Below are 19,845 nucleotides of genomic sequence, written 5' to 3' on the forward strand. Positions count from 1 at the left end.
GGCCTGCTCCGGTGGCTCAGGTCGGACCTGGCCGCGCTCCACCTCGGCCTGCACGACCCGGCTGTGTGGCGGCGCGCGGCGATCCTCGCGTGCCTGCGCGATCGCCGGCCGGATCTGCTGACGGCCGACTCGCAGGGTTCGGCTGCCCTCGCGGACCGGATCCTGAGTGACGCCCTGGGCGACTTCACTGCGGCCTCGAGCCGATGCGGACGGGCGCCATGACCGGCACGCTCACCCTCTTGCACATTGCGGGCGCCGTCGCGCTGCTCCTGTGGGGCACGCACATGGTCACGACCGGCCTCGCCCGCGGCTTCGGGCCGGAGCTGCGCGACCTGATCGGGCGCGGGCTCAAGGGCCGAGCACGCGCCTGTTTCGCGGGTCTGCTCGTCACGGCGGTGCTCCAGAGCAGCACCGCCACCGCGCTCATGGCGACCGCCTTCGCCGCGAGCGGCACCCTCGACCTCTCGGCCGGCCTCGCCCTCATGCTCGGCGCCAACGTCGGTACGGCGTTGATCGTGCAGGTGCTGTCCTTCGACGTGGCCGCGGCCGCCCCCATCCTGATCCTGTTCGGGTTCCTGTTGTTCCGCGCGCGCGCGGATCGGTCCAAACCGCGCAATCTCGGCCGGGCACTGATCGGCCTCGGCTTGATGCTGACGGCGCTCGCGTTGCTCGGACAGTGCCTCACCGCCGTCGAGGCCACGCCGATCCTACGCAGCCTCGTGGGGGCGCTTGCGGCCGAGCCGGTCCTGGCCGTCCTGGCGGCGGCGATGCTCGCCTGGGCGGCTCATTCCAGCGTGGCGGCGATCCTGTTCATCGTCTCGCTCGGGGGTGCAGGCGTGATCACCCTTGAGGGTGCCCTCGCCCTCGTGCTCGGCGCCAACCTCGGCGCGGCACTGCCGCCCTATCTTGAAGCAGCCGGTGCGCCGGCAGCGCGCCGGCTTCCCCTGGGCAACCTGCTCGTGCGAGCGGCCGGCTGCGCCGCCGCGCTGCCGCTCCTCGACCCGATCACCGCAGGTCTCGCCGAGTTCGGCGTCGCTGACCCCGCGCGCGGAGCCATGGCGTTCCACCTCGCGCTCAACCTCGCGCTCGCCATCCTCGTCCTACCCTGGACGGCCGCGCTTGGCCGCCTCACCACGCGTCTCTTGCCCGCGCCGATCATGCCTGAGAGCGCACGGCAAGACGCGCCGATCGCGGAACTCCCGCACCACCTCGACCTCACCGCCCTGGCGACCCCGAGCCTGGCCCTCGCCAACGCCGCCCTTGAAGCCCTGCACATGGCGGATCTGGCCGGCGCAGCCCTGCGCGATGCCCTTCAGGCGTTCCGCACCGGAGATCGGACCTTGGCCGGTGCAGCCGGGCGGCGGGACGCGGCCATCGACCGGATCGGGCTCGCGATCCGGCGTTACCTGGCCGACCTCGGCGGCGAGGAGGTCGGCACCGTCTCGGCGGATGCGCAGGCGCGAGCCCAGGAGATCCTGACCTTCGTGCTCAACCTCGAGCACGTCGGTGACATCATAGCCCATAACCTGGTCGCGTTCGCCAGCCGGCGGCTGAAACGGACCGGCGAGCCGTTCTCCGTCGAGGAACTCGCCGACATCGAACGGCTCCACGCCGAGGCGCTCACCAGCCTGCAGCTCGCGCTCGCTGCGTTCCTACGCGACGACCTCGACGCCGCGCGGTCGGTGGCCCGGCGCAAGGGTCTCCTGCGCGCGCTGGAGCGCGCGGCCATCGACCGGCACGTCGCGCGCCTGCGCGATGCGCCGCACGACGCCGATCCGGCCGCGATGGCGGAGGCGAATGCGCTGTTCCTGCGGACGCTGCGCGATCTGCGCCGGGTGCACTCGCACGTCGCCGCGCTGTGCGCGCCCCTGCTCGAACGGCGGCACGAGGCGGTGCTCGGCGGCGAGGACGAGACCATCTCGGCCGGCGGTCCGGGCGGCGACGGCGAGGATCCGGTTCAGGAGGCGTCGAGCCTCCGGCCGGCAGCTTGAGCGGGAGACGACCATGCGGCTTGTCATTGGGGGCAGCGGTCATCTGGAATACCGGGATCTCGTGAGCTTCGAGTTGGCGAAGCTGCACCGCCGCTGCCGAGTCATGGTCCTGATCCACGGCGGTCTGGGCGGCGTCTGCGCGGCGGCCGAGGACTGGGCGCGGCGGGCCGGTGTGCACGTGGTGCGCTACCCGCCGAACTGGGTTCGCTACGGTAAGACGGCGGAGGCGGTGCGCAACCGATTCATGCTGAAGGACGCCCGACCCGATCTAGTGGCGGCCTTCCCCGGCGGCCCGCACACGCTGGATCTCGTGCGATGCGCCCTTCGGGCACGGCTCGCCGTCTACGAGGTGCCCGAGCGCGACGTGCCGGCCCAGACGATCCTCGACCGTGCGGACGGGCCGCCGGGTCGAGATCGCTCGAACGGGCTTCGAAGCCAGCGCGCTATCGTGCTGCACATCTGAACATCGACCGACACAGGGAGATCATCGTGGTTCGGCATCCCAACCTCGCGAGGCTGCTCTCAGGCCTCGGTCGATCGGCGTTCGGGCTGACGATGCGGGCCTACCGCGCCGGCCTGATCGGGCGGCGCGGCGCCCTGATCGGGACGCAGGTCGCGCATCAGCTGAGCCGAATGGGCTTGCAGGTCGCGCTCGACCACCGGCCGCTCGCGCGGCCACCCCGCGCAGGGCCGGGGACGGAGCGAGGCTCGACCGCGGGGCCAGCCGAGCTTCCGGTGCTGGTGCATATCCTCGAACACGCACTGCACGTCCTCTCGATCCTGCCGCGGATCATGCGCTCACGCCGTTTCGGGACGGCTCTGCTGATCCGCCTCGCCGTTGCCGGTCTGGGCGACGTGGGTTTTGCCATGCTCCGTCATGAACATATCGCGTGATCCAAGCTCCCGAATGGATCCGAGATCTCATCAAACATTCGTTTTATCGTAGATGCACAAAAAGATGAAATTCATACAGTAAAAATTGAGGCTATGCCATGAGATATCTGCAAATTCAGATCTTATCGCCGATCGAGAAGCTTTTATCGCTTCTGGGTGGCGCCGTCGCGATCCTATGCTTGGACCAAGCGCGGGCCGCCGAATGGAGAGGTTCATCGTCGGATCGCCCGACCGTCGCAGACTGGTCCGGCGGGTATCTGGGCGTCGAGGGCAGCGCCGGAGACGCCTACGGCAGCTTCAACTTCGACGCGGGCTCGGTCGAGCGTCGCTCCGTGCCGGCGTTTCGAAGCGGGGATAGCACTGGCCGCAGCGATCAGGGACGCAATGCCACGACGGTGCTGGGCGGTGTCGTCAGCGGCTACAACTGGCAGACCGGTCCGTACGTCTACGGCCTGGAGGCGGACCTCTACGGCGCAAACCTGAAGCGGCCCGTGTCGTCGACCGTGCCGGGGTTCGGCTTCGAGAACGGCGACGCCTCCTTCAGTCTCATCCGCGCTCAGGCAGATCTGTTCGGCGCTGCCCGCGCCCGTATCGGCTACGCGTTCGAACGCAACCTCGTCTACGCCACCTTCGGCCTCGCGGGCGCCGAGACACGCTTCCGCTCCACGTTTCCCGACCTGGATACCGGCTTCGCCGGGATCGCAAGGCGTGACCACTCCTATCTCGGCTTCACACTCGGGGCCGGCGTGCAGTTCGCAATCGCTGAGAACCTCGCCCTGGGCATCGACTATCGCTATGCCGATTACGGCAGGAGCGCTCGCTTCGGTCTCGGCAGCGTTGCGGGTCCGGACGGCGGGGCGTTCTCGACCCAGGCCTCGTTCACCTCAAACCAAGTGATGGCGCGGCTCCTCTGGGTTCCCGGAGGACTGCGCCTGCCCCCCGAACCCGACGAGCTCGCCCCCCACGATCCGGACAACGGCGACACCGGCCGCTTCTCGCTGCACGGCCAGACGACGTTCATCGACCAGGGGGTGACGGGCTTCCATTCGCCTTACCGCGGCGACAACAGCCTCGTGCCGCATCAGGCGCGCGGCACGCTCACCGCCACCGCCTTCCTCGGGTTCAAGCTGACCGACAACACCGAGCTGTATTACAATCCTGAGTTCGACCAAGGCTTCGGTCTGAGCCGCACGCTCGGCGTGGCCGGCTTTCCCAACGGCGAGGCGCAGAAGGCCGGCTCGTCCTCTCCGAAGCTGCGCTCGCAGCGCTACTTCGTGCGTCAGACCTTCGGGCTCGGCGGCGAGACCGAGACCGTGCCGGACGGGCCGAACCAAGTCGCGATCACACGGGATATCGAGCGGATCACCGTCGCGGCGGGCAAATTCGCGCTGGGCGACTTCTTCGACGGCAACATTTATGCCCACGATCCGCGCGTCGACTTCATGAACTGGTCGCTCTGGGAGTCGGCGGCCTACGATTTCCCGGCCAACCTGCCCGGCTACACCCAGGGCATCGTGGTCGAGTACAACCGTCGCGAGTTCGCGCTGCGCGCAGCCTATACCCAGGTCCCCAAGCTCCCGAGTACGGATCCGCTCGATCCGCGCTTCCCGCGCCGGGGCGGGGCCGTGGTCGAGTTCGAGGAACGCCACGTGCTCCCGATCCTCGACCAGCCGGGAAGGCTGAGGATCGGCGCGTTCTCGCACGAGGGACGTACCGCCAACTACCGGCAGGTGGTCGCGCTCGCGGACTCGATCGACATCCCCGACGTCAACACGGCCGTGAACCTCAGCCGGAGAACCCGCAACAAACGGGGCGCCTACATCAATCTCGAACAGGCGCTCACGCCGGAGATCGGCCTGTTCGCCCGGGTCAGCGCCGCCGATGGCCGCAATGAGAACCTCTCCTTCACCGATGTCGATCGGAGCGCCTCCGGTGGGTTCTCGTTCAAGGGCTCCCTGTGGGAGCGACCGAGCGACACGATTGGCATCGGCGCGATGATCAACGGCCTGTCGCGCGCGCATCGGGACTACTTTGCCGCAGGCGGCCTCGGCCTCGTGATCGGTGACGGGCAGTTGCGTTACGGGCCAGAGCGCGGCATCGAGACCTACTATGCGCTGGGTTTGACAAACACGGTGACAGTGTCGTTCGACTATCAGTTCATCGACAATCCTGGTTACAATAAGGATCGCGGCCCAGCCAATTTTTTCAGTAGTCGTCTACACATCGATTTTTAGTTTCTATTTTTGAAATTCACAACCAGTCCAGATGTATATGCCTCACATACTCTGAATCATTATTTCTATCATGTATATCTCGATCTAACCGATCCGTGGGATCCGCGCGTTCAGGCAGACATCAGCCCGAGGCGTACGCAAGTAATCGCGGCCTGCGTGCGCGTCGTCACGTTCAGCTTGCGCATCACGCGGTCTACGTGGAAGTTCACCGTCCGCTCGCTGATACCGAGGAGGGCGGCGATGGCGACAGAGGATTTGCCTTCCACCACCCGGGCGAGGACCTCCCGTTCGCGTTCGGTCAGCGTCGGGCGCTCGGTGTCCCCCACGGCCGGCGCTGTCCGCTGCAGGACGTTGTGCAGGACGGCCAGCAGCAGCTCGAAGTCGATGGGCTTGGCGACGAAGTCGTCGCAGCCCAGCTGGCGCGCCTCGATCTGGTTCTCCCGGCCGGCGAAAGCCGTCAGCAGCACGAACGGGGTCCGCGAGCCGGTCTTGCGCAATGCGCGCAGCAGTTCGAGCCCGCTCAGGCCCGGAAGGTCGATGTCGCAGAGGATCGCGTCGTGCGCCTCGCCCAACCGCGCCAAACCTTGCATGCCGGTGATCGCAAGATCGACACGGAAGCCCGCCTCTGCGAGCACCTCGTTGGTGAGTTCGGCGATGTCGGGATCGTCCTCGATGCACAGGATGCGCCGCGTCACGGCTTCGCTCCGGGCAGATGCAGGTGTACCGTCGTGCCCCGGTCGACCTGGCTCTCGATGCGAACCTGGCCGCCATGCGCCTCGACGAAATGGCGCACGAGATGCAGGCCGATGCCGAGGCCAGGAACACCGCCGCTGTTGGCGGCGCGATAGTAAGGCTCGAAGACCCGATCGAGTTCCTCCAGGGCGATCCCGACGCCGTGGTCGGCCACCGTGATCTCGCTTCCGTCGAGTAGGGCCGAGCGGCCGGCGTGGATGCTGATCGCGCAAGGCTGCGGCGAGTACTTGATCGCGTTCGAAACGAGGTTCGACACCGCCTGATGGATCAGGACGCGGTCGCCGTGCAGGGTTGGCTCGGCCACGCACACGGCGATGTGAACATGCGCGGCCTCATATTCGGCCACGAGCGCCTCGAGGAAAGGGACTGCCTCGATCGCCTCGCGGTTCAGCAAGATCTCTCCACGGCCGACTTCGGCAGCGAGGCGGACGCGCTCGACCAGACCCTTGAGGCGCGTCGCGGCGTGTCGGATCTTCTCGCTGCGAGCGATGATGTCCATCGGCTCGATCGTCTGCGCCAGCTTGCCGAGGCGATAGCCTTGACCGTCGATCGCAGTCAGCGCCGTCGCGATCTCGTGAGTCAGGATCTGCACGAACCGCCGTCCGGTCTCGGCCACCAGCCGTTCTTCGGTCAGACGTGCGTCGACCAGGGCGTGGTTGCGCCGTCGTTGCTCGACCAGGAAGGCGACGAGCCACTGCGCGGCGACCGCGATCACGCGGTTGACGACGAAGCTGAGGACGATCCCGCCCTCCGGCGGTCGAATGAACGAGCCGACCAACGAGGCGGCGGTGGCGAGGGCGGCGAGACGGAACGTGCTGCCGGGACCCATGTAGACGCCGAGGAGGATCGGCAGCGTGTAGGCGAAGCAGATCGAGACGTTGTCGGCGGGCTCGAAGAGATCAGCCGTGAACACGCCGACCACGAGGAGGAGCGCGAGGGCGAGCCTCGGCTTGAGACTAAGCATCGGCAACGTGGTAATTTGGAAGAGCGCTCGTCGCGCCGCGCGACTCGGCTCGATGAGCAGAGGGCGCGCGCGCATGAGACCGACAGGGCTAGCGGCGCGCTTGGGTAACGCTCGGGTTCCCGTATGGTGCGCGCTCGCCAACGCTTTACCCTCCTTACCGACGTAACCCAACACCGATTGAAAGCTCGGGACGGATCGCCGCTACCAATCTTTCACAGAACCTGAGCTGCGACATTCTCGCCGGAACTTAGGGTAGTAGAGCGAGGATCGCGCCGACCTGCAACCTGTCAAACCTGACAGTTAGACGACCCGCGCACGCCGCCCACCGCTTGTAAAAATCATCATACACTTGCCACGGTCCGATATAAAAACCCTAACACTAGGTTGCTAAGCTCAACTTCCGAGGGTGTGCGCCTGTCAGAACTGACAGTTGCCGAAGGAGGAGCAACGCTCTACCGCGAAGCTGCGCCTGTGTGAGCCGGCCGCTCGGGCGTCGGTGCCCGCGACAAGCCAGCGCGATACACGCTGATGCTTCCTGTTCGCAATGTTTAGTTCTGTATGCATCGAGCTGCAAAAGTATGCGCGGCAGTCGTTTAGAAAGGTCGCGGCATGGATGTGCGTAATCAGCTCCGGCCTGATCTTCTCGATGCTGAAGCCGGGACACCGCTGAGGCCATTCGGCTCGCCGACGCTGAAGATCGCCGCCGCGTCTATGCTTCTGATCGGCACCGTCGCGGCGGTTGCCATCTGGCCCGACGCCGCACGCGACGTCGCTGGCAGGACGGCAGCACTCGTCACCGGCCTGTCCGGCCGCCGCGCGGACAGAGCCGATGCTTCCGAACCGGCGACGACAATCGCGGTCGAGCGCAGCTTTCGGCCGACGCCGATGCAGCTCGCGTCGTTCGGGATCACGAGCGTTCAGGCGACCGAGTTCCGACCGCAAGGACTGGCCGAAGGGCGCATCGCGCTCAACGATGACGACAACGTGCCGGTCTACTCTCCCTATGCTGGGCGTGTCACCAAGATCACCGCCAAGGCAGGTGACGACGTGAGGGCGGGCCAGCCCCTGTTCACCGTCGAGGTGACCGACATGGTCCAGGCGCAGAACGATTTCCAGAGCGCGATCAACGCCCTCAACAAAGCCCAGGAGCAGCTCAAGCTCAACCAGATCATCGCCGCGCGCCAGCAGGTGCTATTCCAGGCCAAAGCCGCCGCGCTCAAGGATTATCAGAGCGCCGAGAACGACGTCATCTCGGCCCAGAGCGACAAACAGACCGCGGAGGCGGCCCTGGAGGCGGTCAAGAACCGCCTGCGGATCCTGGGCAAGACCGACGCGGAGATCGCCGCGTTCCAGAAGAACAGCAGCATGAGTCCGGAGACGGTGATCCGAGCGCCGATCGCCGGGACAGTCGTGCAGCGCAAGGTCGGCCTCGGCCAGTACCTCGGCACCGGCAGCGATCCGGTCTTCACCATCGGCGATCTCGCGACCGTGTGGCTGATCGCCAACGTGCGCGAGAGCGACATCCCCCGCATCCGGCTCGGTCAGCCGGCCGTGGCGACCGTCAACGGCTTCGGCGACCGCACCTTCCGCGCGCGTGTCACCTACATGGCCGCGAGCCTCGATCCGGCGACGCGCCGGCTCGCGGTCCGGTGCGAGGTCGAGAACCCCGATCAAGAACTCAAGCCTGAGATGTTCGCGCGGTTCGCGATCATCACCGGCGACGCCGTGAGCGGCCCGGCGGTCCCAGAGAGCGCGGTCGTTCAGGAGGGGGACCGCGCGCATGTCTGGGTGCTGCGCCCGGACGGCGCGGTCGAGGCCCGCGAGATCAAGCTCGGGCTGCGTGACGGTGATCTTCTGCAGGTCACCGAGGGCTTGCAGACCGGCGAACGGATCGTCTCGCGCGGCGCCCTCTTCATCGATCGGGCCGCGAGCGGAGAGAAGGCTTCATGATCACCGATCGACGAGCTTCGGCTTGCACCGCAACCGACCGCGGGAAGTTGTCATGACCGGCGTCATCACCTTCGTCCTGCGCCAGCGCGTCCTCGTCCTCCTGCTGTTTCTCGCGACGCTGGTAGTCGGCGCGGCCAGCTATGCCCAACTGAACATCGAGGCTTATCCCGACCCCGTGCCGCCGCTCGTGGACGTGATTACCCAGAACCCCGGCCAATCGGCCGAGGAGATCGAGCGCTACATCACCATCCCGCTGGAGGTGCAGCTCGCCGGCATCCCGAATGCCACCGTCGTGCGGACGATCTCGCTGTTTGGCCTCTCCGACGTGAAGGTCCAGTTCAACTACAATTTCACCTATGAGGAGGCCGAGCAGCGGGTCCTCAACCGCTTGTCGCAGCTCAGCCCCCTGCCGAACGGCGCCCAGCCCTCAATCTCGCCGGTGAGCCCGATCGGCGAGATCATGCGCTATCAGCTGGTCGGACCGAAGGGGTTCTCGCCCACCGACCTCAAGACGCTCCAGGACTGGATCCTGCAGCGGCGGTTCAAGGCGATCCCCGGGGTCATCGACGTCACCGGCTTCGGCGGCAAGACCAAGGAATATGAGATCGCCGTCGACCTCGCCCGGCTTCAAGGGCAGGGCCTGACCTTGGTGCAACTCGTCACGTCCCTGAACAACTCCAGCATCAACGTCGGCGGTCAGACGCTGAACATCGGCGAGCAAGCGGCCGTGGTGCGCGGCATCGGTTTGATCCGCGATCCGGACGACATCCGCAACACCATGCTCACGCAGGTGAACGGAACGCCCGTGCTCGTGCGCGACGTCGCCGAGGTGCGGGTCTCGAACGCACCCCGGCTCGGCATCGTCGGCCACGACGATCAGGACGACATCGTGCTCGGCATCGTGCTGCTGCGCCGCGGCAGCCCGAGCCTGCCGACGATCCAGCGCGTGGAAGCCGAGATCGAGAAGATCAACGCGAGCGGCATTCTCCCGCCCGACGTGCGCATCGTGCCGCTCTACGACCGGTCGGGGCTGATCGGCAAAACCACGCACACGGTGATGCACAACCTCGTCTTCGGCGTGGCGCTCGTGTTCGTGGTTCAGTGGCTGTTCCTGGGCTCGCTGCGAAGCGCCATCATCGTGGCGGCGACGATCCCGTTCGCCCTCGCCTTCGCGGTGGCGATCTTGGTGATCCGCGGCGAGTCGGCCAACCTGCTGTCGCTCGGTGCCATCGACTTCGGCCTGATCGTCGATGCGACCGTGATCATGGTCGAGAACGTCTTCCGACACTTGTCGGAGCATCCCGGCGGTCCGATCACGCACGCCGATGACGCTGGCGATGAGGGGTCGGCCCTGACGGGCAAGCTCGGCACCATCAGTTTCGCCGCGTCCGAGGTGAACCGGGCGATTTTCTTCTCGGCGACGATCATCATCGTCGGCTTCCTGCCACTGTTCACGCTGAGCGGCGTTGAAGGGCACATCTTCGGGCCGATGGCCAAGACCTACGCGTACGCGCTGATCGGCGGCCTGCTCGCGACCTTCACGGTCTCGCCGGCCCTGTCGGCCCTGATCCTGCCGAACGAGATGGAGGAGCGCGACACGCTCATCGTGCGCCTCCTGCACTTCGGGCACACGCGCTTCCTGCGCTTCGCCTTGGGCAACAAGATCCTGACGCTCGGCGCCATGCTCGTCGTCCTGCTCGTCGCCGGCACGATGGTCCGCTCGCTCGGCCTGGAGTTCCTGCCCAAGCTCGAGGAGGGCAATCTCTGGATCCGCGGGACGATGCCACCCTCGATCTCGCTCGAGGCCGCGAACACCTACGTCAACCGGATACGCGCCGTGCTCAAGGCGTATCCGGAGGTGGAGACCACGATCACGCAGCATGGCCGGCCCGACGACGGCACGGACGCGACCGGCTTCTTCAACGTCGAGATCTTCGCACCGCTGACCGACGAGGAGACTTGGCCATCGGGGCTGACCAAGGAGCGGCTCGTCGAGGATATGTCAAAGACGCTGGAGGAGCACTTCCCCGGCGTCGAGTTCAACTTCTCCCAGTACATCCAGGACAATGTCGAGGAAGCGGCTTCCGGCGTGAAGGGCGAGAACTCCGTCAAGGTGTACGGCAACGATCTCAGCGCGATCTCGCAGGCGGCCGAGCAGATCAAGGCGGCCCTGGCCGAGGTGAAGGGCATCACCGACTTGGCGATCTTCACCTCACTGGGTCAGCCGACGGTCCGCATCACCGTCGATCGCGAGAAGGCGGCCCGGTACGGGCTGGCGCCCGGGGATGTGAACACCACGGTTCAGGCCGCGATCGGCGGTCAGACCGCGGGTGACGTGTACGAGTATGGCTCGGATCGGCACTTCGCGATGCGCGTGCGCCTGGCCTCGGCGTACCGCCGCGACCTCGCCACGATCCGCAACATCACGGTGGGCGCCCAGAATCCGAGCGGCGGCGTGATTCCCGTGCCGCTTTCTGAGATCGCCACGGTCGAGCTCGTCTCGGGCGCCTCGTTCATCTATCGCGAGGGTCAGCAGCGCTACATCCCGGTCAAGTTCTCGGTGCGGGGACGCGACCTCGGCGGCGCCGTGATCGAGGCGCAGAACCGGGTCGCCCAGCAGGTCCAGTTGCCGCCGGGCTCTCACCTCGAATGGGTCGGCGAGTTCGGGAACCTGCAGGACGCGATCGCCCGACTGAAGGTCGTCGTCCCGATCACGCTCGCGCTGATCGCCCTGCTCCTTTACATCAACTTCTCATCGGCCACCGACATGCTGCTGACGCTGTCGGTGATCCCGATGGCGATGATCGGCGGCATCTTCGCCCTCGTGCTGACGGGGACGCCGTTCTCGGTCTCGGCGGCGATCGGCTTCATCGCGCTGTTCGGCATCTCGACCATGGAGGGCGTGATCCTGCTCGCCTACTACAACCAGCTCGTCGAAGACGGCTGGCAGCGCCGCAACGCGGTGTTCCAGGCCGCGACGGTGCGGATGCGCCCGGTGATGATGACCTGCGTCGCGGCCTGCGTCGGCCTGCTGCCGGCCGCCTTGTCGACCGGCATCGGCTCGCAGGTCCAGAAGCCGCTGGCGCTGGTTGTGGTTGGCGGCATCCTCCTGGCGCCGGCCCTGATCCTGGTCGTTATGCCGATCCTGATCTCGCTGTTCTCGCGGCGGCGACCGGCCAGGAGCACGCAGGTTCGACCCAAAGTACAGGCCGTGTCCGCCCCTTAAACGTCCCGCAATCGCCATAGAGAACGGTCAAGCTCAGATGCTTGCCGTCGCTCGACGGACCACGCCTGCAGAAGTGCCTCGATGCGTCCCGATCTCGATCATCATGCCGCGCGATATCCGGTGCGGGACGGGATGTTCGTCCGCGTGTCGGAAGGATGGGTAATCCCGCTGACGATGGCCCTCGGTCGTCTCTCTCGGTATGGCGGCGTCATACTGCTGGCTTGGAGCGTCGCCGCCTGCGCGGTGGGGCCGAACTTCATGCCGCCGGAGGATCCGCCGGTCAGCCGCTACACCAGGGAGCCGCTGAAGAACCCGTCGGCCGCCGACAAGATTCGCACCCGGCAAGGCGGCTCGGCCGACCAGAGCTTCGCCTCGGGCGCCGACATCCCCGGCCAGTGGTGGACGCTGTTCCATTCCAAGGCACTCAACCGCCTCGTCGAGCAGGCGCTGGCCAACAACCCGACGCTGGAGGCCGCGCAGGCCTCCCTGCGGGTAGCGCAGCAGAACGCGCTCGCCCAGAAGGGCACGCTCTATCCGAGCCTGACCGCGACGCCTCAGGCCGAAGGCATCCAGGCCCCGGGCCTCGACCTGCAATCGCCGCTGCAGAACCAGACCCAGTACCTCTACAGCCTGTTTACCCCGCAGGCGGTGGTCTCGTACAATCCAGACGTGTTCGGCGGGAACCGGCGGCAGATCGAGTCGCTGGAGGCCGCCACCGAGAACCAGCGCTTTCAGCTGGAGGCGGCCTATCTAAGTCTGACCGCCAACGTCGTCGCCGCCGCCATCCAGGAGGCATCCCTGCGCGCGCAGATCGATGCGACGCAGAAAGTGATCCAGGCGCAGATCGAGGTGCTGCAGCTGTACAACAAGCAGCTGTCGCTCGGGCAGATCGCCGGGGCCGACGTGGTGCAGCAGCAGGCGGCGCTCGCCCTGTCGCAGCAGCTGCTGCCACCGCTGGAGAAGGCGCTCGCGCAGCAGCGCAACCTGCTCACCGCACTCGCCGGGCGTCTGCCCTCCGACGAGGTCCCGGAGACCTTCCGTCTCTCGGCATTGAGGCTGCCGACCCGGCTTCCGGTGAGCCTGCCCTCGCGGCTCGTGCAGCAGCGCCCCGACGTCAAGGCGGCGGAAGCCATGGTGCAGCAGGCGAGCGCCAGCGTCGGCGTCGCGGTCGCCAACCGCCTGCCCCAGTTCACGCTGACGGCCACGGGCGGATCGAGCGCGACGCAAATAACCCAGATTACCAACCCGGCCGCCTCGTTCTTCACGATCGTCGGCCAGGCGACGGCACCGATCTTCGATGCCGGCACCCTGTTCCGACGCCAGCGGGCCGCCGAGGAAGGCTTGACCCAGGCGCAGGCGCAGTACCGCGCCACGGTGATCACCGCCTTCCAGAACGTCGCCGACGCGCTGCGAGCGCTGCAGGCCGACGCCAGGGCGGTGGCCGCCGCCGACGCAGCGGTCAATGCGACGAACCAGAGCCTGGAGCTGGTCCGCAAGCAGTTCACGGCCGGCTCGGTGACCTCGACGCAAGTGCTGATCGCCCAGCAGGGTTACCTGTCGGCGCTGGTCACCGCGGCGGGTGCTCGCGCGACCCAGTACGCCGACACCGCGGCGCTGTTCGTGGCGCTGGGCGGCGGCTGGTGGAACCGCGCCGACGTGGCGCCGCCGCCCCCGGAGAAGGATCCGCTGAAGTTCCTGTGATCCAGCATCTCTCCGTAACCCGAGGCGATGGCAGTGTTGGTTCGTCGAACCCGTCCGCTGTTCTCGGAACGACCCGATCCAGTGAATACAAGGGCACAGAGCACATGCGGCATCGACGACCTCGCATCGATCGGATCGGTCCCTCCCATGATGGCGAGGGACTACTGTACGACCAGTCCGGCAGGCTCTCTGAAGCGCTGGATCAGGTCGGTCTCGCCTGCCGGGACTTTACGCCCACCTCCGCCGACGATCATCGGCGAGCCGCGAGGGTTGCGAGAATGGTCTGCGCGACGGCACTCGGCCTTCTCGTTGGAATGGCCGGCCTCAAGACCGCGTCGGCCGCCGACCTGATCGTCTCAGAGCCCGTCGGTCGGTTCCTGGCGACCTGCGAGACTCTCGCGCGGTCCTGCTACGCCGACGCCTGCGGTCGAGATCAGATCGATGCGGCTTCGGGCTGCCGAGGCCAGTGCCCAAGCTCGGTCGTGATCAGCGTCGTGCCCGCTGCCTGTCCGCTAACCGATCCGCGCGCGAGCATCGACGCCGCCGCGCGATCATCGTTCGTCCACGATGAACCTCGCCTATCCTCCGCGCGAGGTGCGGTCGAACTGGTGCTGAGCCGGCGCACGGAAGCGCTGACGACGGTGGCTCAGACCCTGCGCTACGCCGAGCGCGCGAGCAACGGAGCCTTCGCGGTCGAGCGGGTGCACGCCGAGCACCGGCTCGGTGAGCCGTATACCCGGGTTCACATCTGCTACCGCCTCGGCGACCGATCGACGGCGCCGATCTGCAACATCGATTATCTCGTGACTCGCGATCCGCCGCACGTCGAGCCGGCCGACCGGTTCGACGGCATCGGTCGCGACCTCGAGCAGGGTCCCCAGGCCTTCCTACGGGCCCTCGCCCGCGAAGCGGAGCACCAACAGCAGCCGGCCCCGCTGCAGGCGTTGCGTCGGGTCCTCGAGCCGCTCAATCCCTACGACTGGCGCTGACGGCAAACCCATCGCGCTCGCCGCCTCCGGTCCGGTGTGGGGTTCGAACGGCTTCGGACGTCGCGCGACGCCGGCGCTTTACCGACCTGTACCAGATGTCGAACCGGTACCGGGCGTGACCGACTTGCCCCCCTGCGAGATGTTGGAGTTGCCGGTGCTGCCCGCAGGCAGCCCAGAACTCGTGCTTGAGGTACCCGGTGATGTCGCCCCGTTGACGGCGCCCGTGCCACTGACGCCGCTGGAGCCCGTACCACCGGTTCCAGAAGCAGAGCCGCCGGCACTGCCGCCCGCCCCAGCTCCGCCCGCGCCACCGCCGGCTCCGCCACCCGCGGCGGCTACACCGGCTACCATGCCGATGACCATCAAGGCCGCGATCAGCGGCGTGCGGATATCGACTCTCATTTTGCCTCCGGTCATGGCGTGGACGGCGCGTTCGAGACGCGCTGCAATCGAGCCAACCGGACCGGGGATGGCGCTGTTCCGAGATCGGGGATTCTCACGATGTCGGTAGCCGCATCCCATATCTCATCGAAGCCTTTGTCAGCGCCGTGACGGCCACCGCCAGCATGCCGATGCCGAAAGCGAGGCGTGCGACGACACGATGGGGCGCACGATCGCGGCAAACGCTGCGCACGGTGCAGGATCGTACGATCAGAAGCCGGGCCACGCACCGGGGATCGTCTCGCCATAACCCCAACCTGTGAACGGCGGAGCGGATACCCGCTGCTTGGTCACAGGCGGGAGGTAGCTGGACAGCGGCCTGTGCACCTCCCAGTCCATCCAACCTCGCGCACGATCGGCGGCGGCCCTGCGTCTGAGCGTGAGGTCCATGTCACTTGCGCGTGAAGCCCTGTGATCATGGTGAGCCTTGACGCCGCGCACACGTGCCTCGGCAGACACGTCTGTCAGAAACATGACGAGCGGGAGGACCATCACCGAAATTAGCCGCATCGGAGTTCCCTGCGCATGATATGAGGGGTAATCATCGCAGCACGGGCACGAACGGCATCGAGCCGACGGTCGCCTCATCCTCGCCGAGGCTGTGCCCGGTCGAGCGACTATCCCCTCTCAACGGTTCGCCGTGGTGACGGGCGAGGTGACCCCGCCCAGCGACACCCAGGCGATGGCGTCCTGGCTCTCGCGCTTGACGAAGACATAGCCGGTCCGGTGCCAGGGTAAGATGTCGTTGGTCTTGTTGTCCAGGACGAGGTCGCCGCGATCGGTCAGCAGGGTGAGTACGGCGTGACCCTCGCCGTTGGCGTCCACGACCACGGTCATCCGCATCGCCCGGCGCGGCAGACCCGCCTCGGCGAGCAGATGGCGCTTCAGGAGCTGATAGTCCTCGCAGTCGCCGAAGCCGTCCTCGGCCAGGTTCCATTGATCGGCTACGTGCCAGTGGTCCATGTCGGTCATCGGCTGCACCGCCTTATTCACCCGGCGGTTGATCGAAACGATGGTCGACCAGGTCGCGGGCGTGAGGGTGATGCGGGCAGGCTCCGTGCGGTCGAGTACGCATTCGGCCGGATAGTTCTCGCAGAACGTCACCCATGCCGCGATCGGTCGGGCCGTTCCCAGAGGCTGCGCCACGCTCGGGGCGCTCGGCAGCGACGCGAGGGTTTGAGCCTGCACGGCGCCGATCCCGAGGCCGATGGAGAAGGCTGCCGCGAGGGCAGGCCTGAGGCGACGCGCGGCGTGGACCGAGACCGCATTCCGCCTCGTGAAAGCCGCAAACCGCATCGCCGAGACCCAACCGTTAAGCTTTCGTTAACGGAAGTTCTCACGCCGACGCGCCGGCGGCAATCCAGCGCTCAACGAAAAATTAACCCTGTGCGTAGCGCGGATAATATCGGTCGGCGCTAATCGTCCTGTCAGATCTGACAGTATGCATAGCCTTTCCCGGGGACTATGAGAAACAGCTTGGATTTTATTGCAGGGATAAGGTAGAGCTTGAGTCCGGGCGTGTCGAAAGTCTGACATCCCAAACGCTTGCGCATTCCCAGCTCGTTTCGAGGATCTACGGTGCGTCCGACACGATGGAAGCGCCGTGTGAGGCGAGGCCCGATCGGCGAACGCCCAGGCTCGGCAGCCCAAGCCGACGTGAGTGCAAGAGGATGAAGACGAAATGCGTCGCGCTTCAACGTGTCGATAAGGTCGAGGTCAGAGTGTGACGTTCGTCCAGCTCCGACTGGTCGCATTCGGCCAGGCAGCTTTCATGGTCGGCTGCGCACGAACGCTGACGGAGCTGGGCATCGATCACTCAGTGTCTGTCCGGCGACATATTGAGTGATGTAAGGGGTTTGTGATTCAAGGCGGCCTGTGTGGAGGCTGCTGATGTGGACGACCGAGAACCGGGCCCGCTACGATCGAAGCGAGCTTCGGTATCCGAGCGATCTGACGGATGACGAGTGGGCGCTGATTGAGCCCCTGATCCCTCCAGCCAAGCGTGGCGGCGGCAAGCGCAGTGTCGACATGCGGGCGGTGGTGAACGGCCTGATGTACGTGCTGAGCACCGGCTGCCAATGGCGGGCGATCCCAAAGGATCTGGCGGCGCGCTCGACGGTTCACGATTACTTTGACCTCTGGGACTATGACGGCACGCTGGAGCGGATCCATCACACGCTCTACGTCGCCTGCCGGGAACGGATGGATCGGGAGGCCAGCCCGACGGTGGCCATCATCGACAGCCAGAGCGTGAAGGGCGCGGAAAAGGGGGGCGCTCGATCGACCCGCCCGGCTACGATGCGGGCAAGAAGATCAGGGGCAAGAAGCGCCACATCCTGGTCGACACGCAGGGCCTGCTGATGCACGCGCTCGTCCATCCCGCCGACATTCAGGATCGGGATGGCGGCGTGCTGGTGATGGCCACGCTGTTTGGCCTCTACCCGTTCCTGCTCAAGCTCTTCGCCGACGGCGGCTACCAGGGACCGGCCTTCCAAGATGGCCTTCGCAAGGTCTGCCGCACCCTCACGGTCGAGATCGTCAGGCGCTCCGATCAGGCCAAAGGCTTCGCTGTGCTGCCCAAGCGTTGGATCGTCGAGCGAACGATCGGCTGGCTCAACCGCTGCCGCCGTCTCGCAAAGGATTGGGAATGCAAAAGCCGGAAAGGACGAGCGTTCGTCCTCTTGGCCTCCATCCGCCTCATGACCCGAAAGCTCTGTCAGAAAACATCATGATGCCGGACAGACTCTCAGAGGTCAAAGTCGTCATCGCCGCCGGTATCGCGAGCGTTACAGCATCGATGAACGCGTTCCTGACGAAGCGATGAGTGCGCGTAGAGTGTCTGAATTCGAGCCGAGTTCGCATTCGAGCTCAGGCTCAGAGGCGGACACAGGTTGGCAGCCTGCGTTCAGTCTCGTTGATGCATAAGGGCGGTTCACGCCGTCAGCTACAGGCCTTACATATTTTTGCATGAAATATTATTTACTCGATTCTGATGAGGACAATGAATAAATCGTGCTGAAAAATCATGCGCGGTATCGGATCCATGTATTATCGAGGGCTAACTCTGTTATTTTTGATATCAGGGATTGCTTTTCACACTGAGTCATGCGCTGCGCAGTACAACTCGGGGCAGCTGCGGAAATCGATCGAACCGGTCTATATCAGGCCCACCTACGGTACCTATCACCAGTGCGGCGGCGCATGCCTGAAGAGCGGGTTGCTGACGTGGTTCTGCGAGGAGAACACCGGCTGCGCCCTGAACTGCGCGATCGGTCCGCCGGTGAGGCGGTGTGTTACGTCAGGTAGCGTCATCGAGGATTTTCGCATTCTAAATTAGTTTTCGCAAAGTGTAGCTGAACTCGGCACGATTCAGTTCAGCGATGGATCGACGGTCCTGCGCGGATGCACAGGGCCGTCCGAGTTTTGTATCTAGTATGGCCTTAACCCGTTACAGCGGTTGCCGGCGGAGCCACGGCAGACGGCTTCAAGTGGTCTTCCGGCCGCGCTTCTTAGGAGCTTCAGCGCCGACCGTAATTGTTGCCTTAGCCGTGGTCTCTCGGCGCTGACTGCCGAGACCGAAACTCTTGGCGAGAGTCGAGCGTTGCTGAGAATAGCTAATTGCTACTGTGGGATAGTCGCGGGGCAGACCGTAGCGCTCGCGGTATTGCGCGACGGTCATACCATTGCCGGTGAGATGCCGCTTCAGTGTCTTGTACGGCTTGCCGTCGATGAAGGAGATTAGCGCGTCGTGCGTAATCGATTTGTGGATCTGAGCTGGGGTTGGTTTCTCGACCATCGGAGCTTCTGATGCGCCACCCTGGCGGAGGCCGGACAGAGCGGAGTAGATCCCGAAGATCAAGCTTGGCAGCTCAGCCGCCGGCAGGCTGTTGTTCGAGATGTATGCTGCAACGACCTTGACTGTCTGCCGAATATGATCATTCCGCAGTGTGACCGCTTTCTCGTTCATGAAGTAATCCTTTTTGGAGATCAAGTGCACAAATGACGCAATCTTCCTCCGAATTCAAGTAGAAATCTCATAATACAGATTTGAAACTTACCTCCGACCATCTGCATAATCAAATTAGATATTTGCCGCAACATCTCGCTCACAATCATCTATCTCACCGGACTCTGTTAAATTCATGAAGGTGAGCCATATCAACGATAAACATTAGGCTGGGCAATAATTTCATCGTATTCAGTTTTCCGCTAGACACTGCGCTTCGAACGCCCGAGGTCTGCTCAGTCAGATCAAGCGCAATCGTAGATAAACTATCAAACCGGCTTCGGGACACAGCCCGTCACCGTCTGGTCACTGCCGCGGCCTGAGGCATCGTTGCAGCTAGACATCAGTCTCGTTCAGCACATGTTAGTGGGCGCGATGAGTGTCAGGGAGGATGACATGCTAGGCGAAAGACGCCGACTGCCAGCTACTATCGCAGCTGGGGCAATTTTGTGGGCTGGAACGGCGCTGGCGCAAACCACCCCACCGTCTCAGCCGTCGACTGTCACTCAGCGCGGCCAACAGCTGCCGCCGGGCGACCCTCTGATCGGGCAGCCGGATAATCCAGATGCGATGAAGCTGGCTCCGGTATCTGGCCCAGTTCTGCCCACCCGTGCCGACAAGCTGCCAACGGCGATGCTGCACGTACCCGAGGGATTCAAGGTCGAGGTGTTCGCCAGCGGGCTGCCGGACGCCCGA

14 protein-coding genes are annotated in these 19,845 nt (G+C 65.4%); 9 read left to right on the forward strand and 5 right to left on the reverse strand.

Annotated features, from left to right (window positions below):
• Window positions 1-218: 218 nt before the first annotated feature.
• From MFF04_RS02695 to MFF04_RS02710, 4 genes are all read left to right on the forward strand, one after another.
• A complete protein-coding gene (locus MFF04_RS02695) occupies window positions 219-1,991 on the forward strand; it encodes a Na/Pi cotransporter family protein (protein WP_043388296.1) in 1,773 nt (590 codons plus the stop codon).
• 13 nt (window positions 1,992-2,004) lie between these two features.
• Complete coding sequence (locus MFF04_RS02700; protein WP_081948878.1) at window positions 2,005-2,454, forward strand: SLOG family protein; 450 nt, start codon at window positions 2,005-2,007, stop codon at window positions 2,452-2,454.
• A gap of 26 nt (window positions 2,455-2,480) precedes the next feature.
• The gene (locus MFF04_RS02705) at window positions 2,481-2,885 is read left to right on the forward strand and encodes a hypothetical protein (protein WP_091995204.1); all 405 of its coding nucleotides are present in this window, start codon (window positions 2,481-2,483) and stop codon (window positions 2,883-2,885) included.
• 98 nt (window positions 2,886-2,983) lie between these two features.
• Complete coding sequence (locus tag MFF04_RS02710) at window positions 2,984-5,119, forward strand: carbohydrate porin (protein ID WP_051976342.1); 2,136 nt, start codon at window positions 2,984-2,986, stop codon at window positions 5,117-5,119.
• Window positions 5,120-5,229: 110 nt separating this feature from the next.
• Here the strand turns inward: MFF04_RS02710 and MFF04_RS02715 are convergent, their stop codons facing one another.
• Entirely contained in the window at window positions 5,230-5,814 is a 585-nt protein-coding gene (locus MFF04_RS02715; protein WP_053608462.1) for a response regulator transcription factor, read from the reverse strand.
• Window positions 5,811-7,010, reverse strand: a complete 1,200-nt coding sequence (locus tag MFF04_RS02720) for a sensor histidine kinase (protein WP_238273933.1) — start codon at window positions 7,008-7,010, stop codon at window positions 5,811-5,813. Before MFF04_RS02720 ends, MFF04_RS02715 begins: the two co-directional genes overlap by 4 nt.
• A gap of 435 nt (window positions 7,011-7,445) precedes the next feature.
• Here MFF04_RS02720 and MFF04_RS02725 point away from each other — a divergent pair, with 435 nt between their 5' ends.
• From MFF04_RS02725 to MFF04_RS02740, 4 genes are all read left to right on the forward strand, one after another.
• Entirely contained in the window at window positions 7,446-8,786 is a 1,341-nt protein-coding gene (locus MFF04_RS02725; RefSeq protein ID WP_053608461.1) for an efflux RND transporter periplasmic adaptor subunit, read from the forward strand.
• Window positions 8,787-8,838: 52 nt separating this feature from the next.
• The gene (locus MFF04_RS02730; RefSeq protein ID WP_053608460.1) at window positions 8,839-12,012 is read left to right on the forward strand and encodes an efflux RND transporter permease subunit; all 3,174 of its coding nucleotides are present in this window, start codon (window positions 8,839-8,841) and stop codon (window positions 12,010-12,012) included.
• Window positions 12,013-12,186: 174 nt separating this feature from the next.
• A complete protein-coding gene (locus MFF04_RS02735; RefSeq protein WP_053608464.1) occupies window positions 12,187-13,713 on the forward strand; it encodes an efflux transporter outer membrane subunit in 1,527 nt (508 codons plus the stop codon).
• Window positions 13,710-14,702 (forward strand): hypothetical protein, encoded by a 993-nt coding sequence (locus MFF04_RS02740; protein WP_210254069.1) that lies wholly within the window; start codon window positions 13,710-13,712, stop codon window positions 14,700-14,702. Before MFF04_RS02735 ends, MFF04_RS02740 begins: the two co-directional genes overlap by 4 nt.
• 1,068 nt (window positions 14,703-15,770) lie before the next feature.
• On the opposite strand, the gene MFF04_RS02745 is transcribed toward MFF04_RS02740, so the two are convergent.
• On the reverse strand, window positions 15,771-16,439 hold the full coding sequence (locus MFF04_RS02745; protein WP_053608458.1) for a transglutaminase-like cysteine peptidase: 669 nt from the start codon (window positions 16,437-16,439) through the stop codon (window positions 15,771-15,773).
• 594 nt (window positions 16,440-17,033) lie between these two features.
• Between MFF04_RS02745 and MFF04_RS02750 the strand changes: the two genes are divergently transcribed.
• Window positions 17,034-17,875, forward strand: a protein-coding gene (locus MFF04_RS02750; RefSeq protein ID WP_283206341.1) for an IS5 family transposase whose coding sequence is annotated in 2 segments (ribosomal slippage) — window positions 17,034-17,424 and window positions 17,424-17,875 — 843 coding nt in all. Because the reading frame shifts where the segments join, the coding sequence is not laid out codon by codon here.
• A 451-nt stretch (window positions 17,876-18,326) separates the two neighbouring features.
• Here MFF04_RS02750 and MFF04_RS21905 read toward each other — a convergent pair.
• Both MFF04_RS21905 and MFF04_RS02755 read right to left on the reverse strand, forming a co-directional pair.
• Window positions 18,327-18,455 carry a hypothetical protein gene (locus MFF04_RS21905; RefSeq protein ID WP_283206342.1) on the reverse strand — a complete coding sequence of 43 codons (129 nt, stop codon included), beginning with the start codon at window positions 18,453-18,455 and terminating at the stop codon, window positions 18,327-18,329.
• 172 nt (window positions 18,456-18,627) lie between these two features.
• Window positions 18,628-19,110, reverse strand: a complete 483-nt coding sequence (locus tag MFF04_RS02755) for a Ros/MucR family transcriptional regulator (RefSeq protein ID WP_078947056.1) — start codon at window positions 19,108-19,110, stop codon at window positions 18,628-18,630.
• Between the last annotated feature and the right edge of the window lie 735 nt (window positions 19,111-19,845).

The organism is Methylobacterium jeotgali (assembly GCF_022179345.1).
Taxonomy (GTDB): domain Bacteria; phylum Pseudomonadota; class Alphaproteobacteria; order Rhizobiales; family Beijerinckiaceae; genus Methylobacterium; species Methylobacterium jeotgali.

Excerpts from the sequence above, each read along its gene's own strand:
- MFF04_RS02745 (WP_053608458.1), bottom strand. The coding sequence starts at position 16,439 with ATGCGGTTTGCGGCTTTCACGAGGCGGAATGCGGTCTCGGTCCACGCC.
- MFF04_RS02730 (WP_053608460.1), top strand. The coding sequence starts at position 8,839 with ATGACCGGCGTCATCACCTTCGTCCTGCGCCAGCGCGTCCTCGTCCTC.
- MFF04_RS02755 (WP_078947056.1), bottom strand. The coding sequence starts at position 19,110 with ATGAACGAGAAAGCGGTCACACTGCGGAATGATCATATTCGGCAGACA.
- MFF04_RS02725 (WP_053608461.1), top strand. The coding sequence starts at position 7,446 with ATGGATGTGCGTAATCAGCTCCGGCCTGATCTTCTCGATGCTGAAGCC.
- MFF04_RS02710 (WP_051976342.1), top strand. The coding sequence starts at position 2,984 with ATGAGATATCTGCAAATTCAGATCTTATCGCCGATCGAGAAGCTTTTA.
- MFF04_RS02695 (WP_043388296.1), top strand. The coding sequence starts at position 219 with ATGACCGGCACGCTCACCCTCTTGCACATTGCGGGCGCCGTCGCGCTG.
- MFF04_RS02735 (WP_053608464.1), top strand. The coding sequence starts at position 12,187 with ATGGCCCTCGGTCGTCTCTCTCGGTATGGCGGCGTCATACTGCTGGCT.
- MFF04_RS02700 (WP_081948878.1), top strand. The coding sequence starts at position 2,005 with ATGCGGCTTGTCATTGGGGGCAGCGGTCATCTGGAATACCGGGATCTC.
- MFF04_RS21905 (WP_283206342.1), bottom strand. The coding sequence starts at position 18,455 with ATGACGCTACCTGACGTAACACACCGCCTCACCGGCGGACCGATCGCG.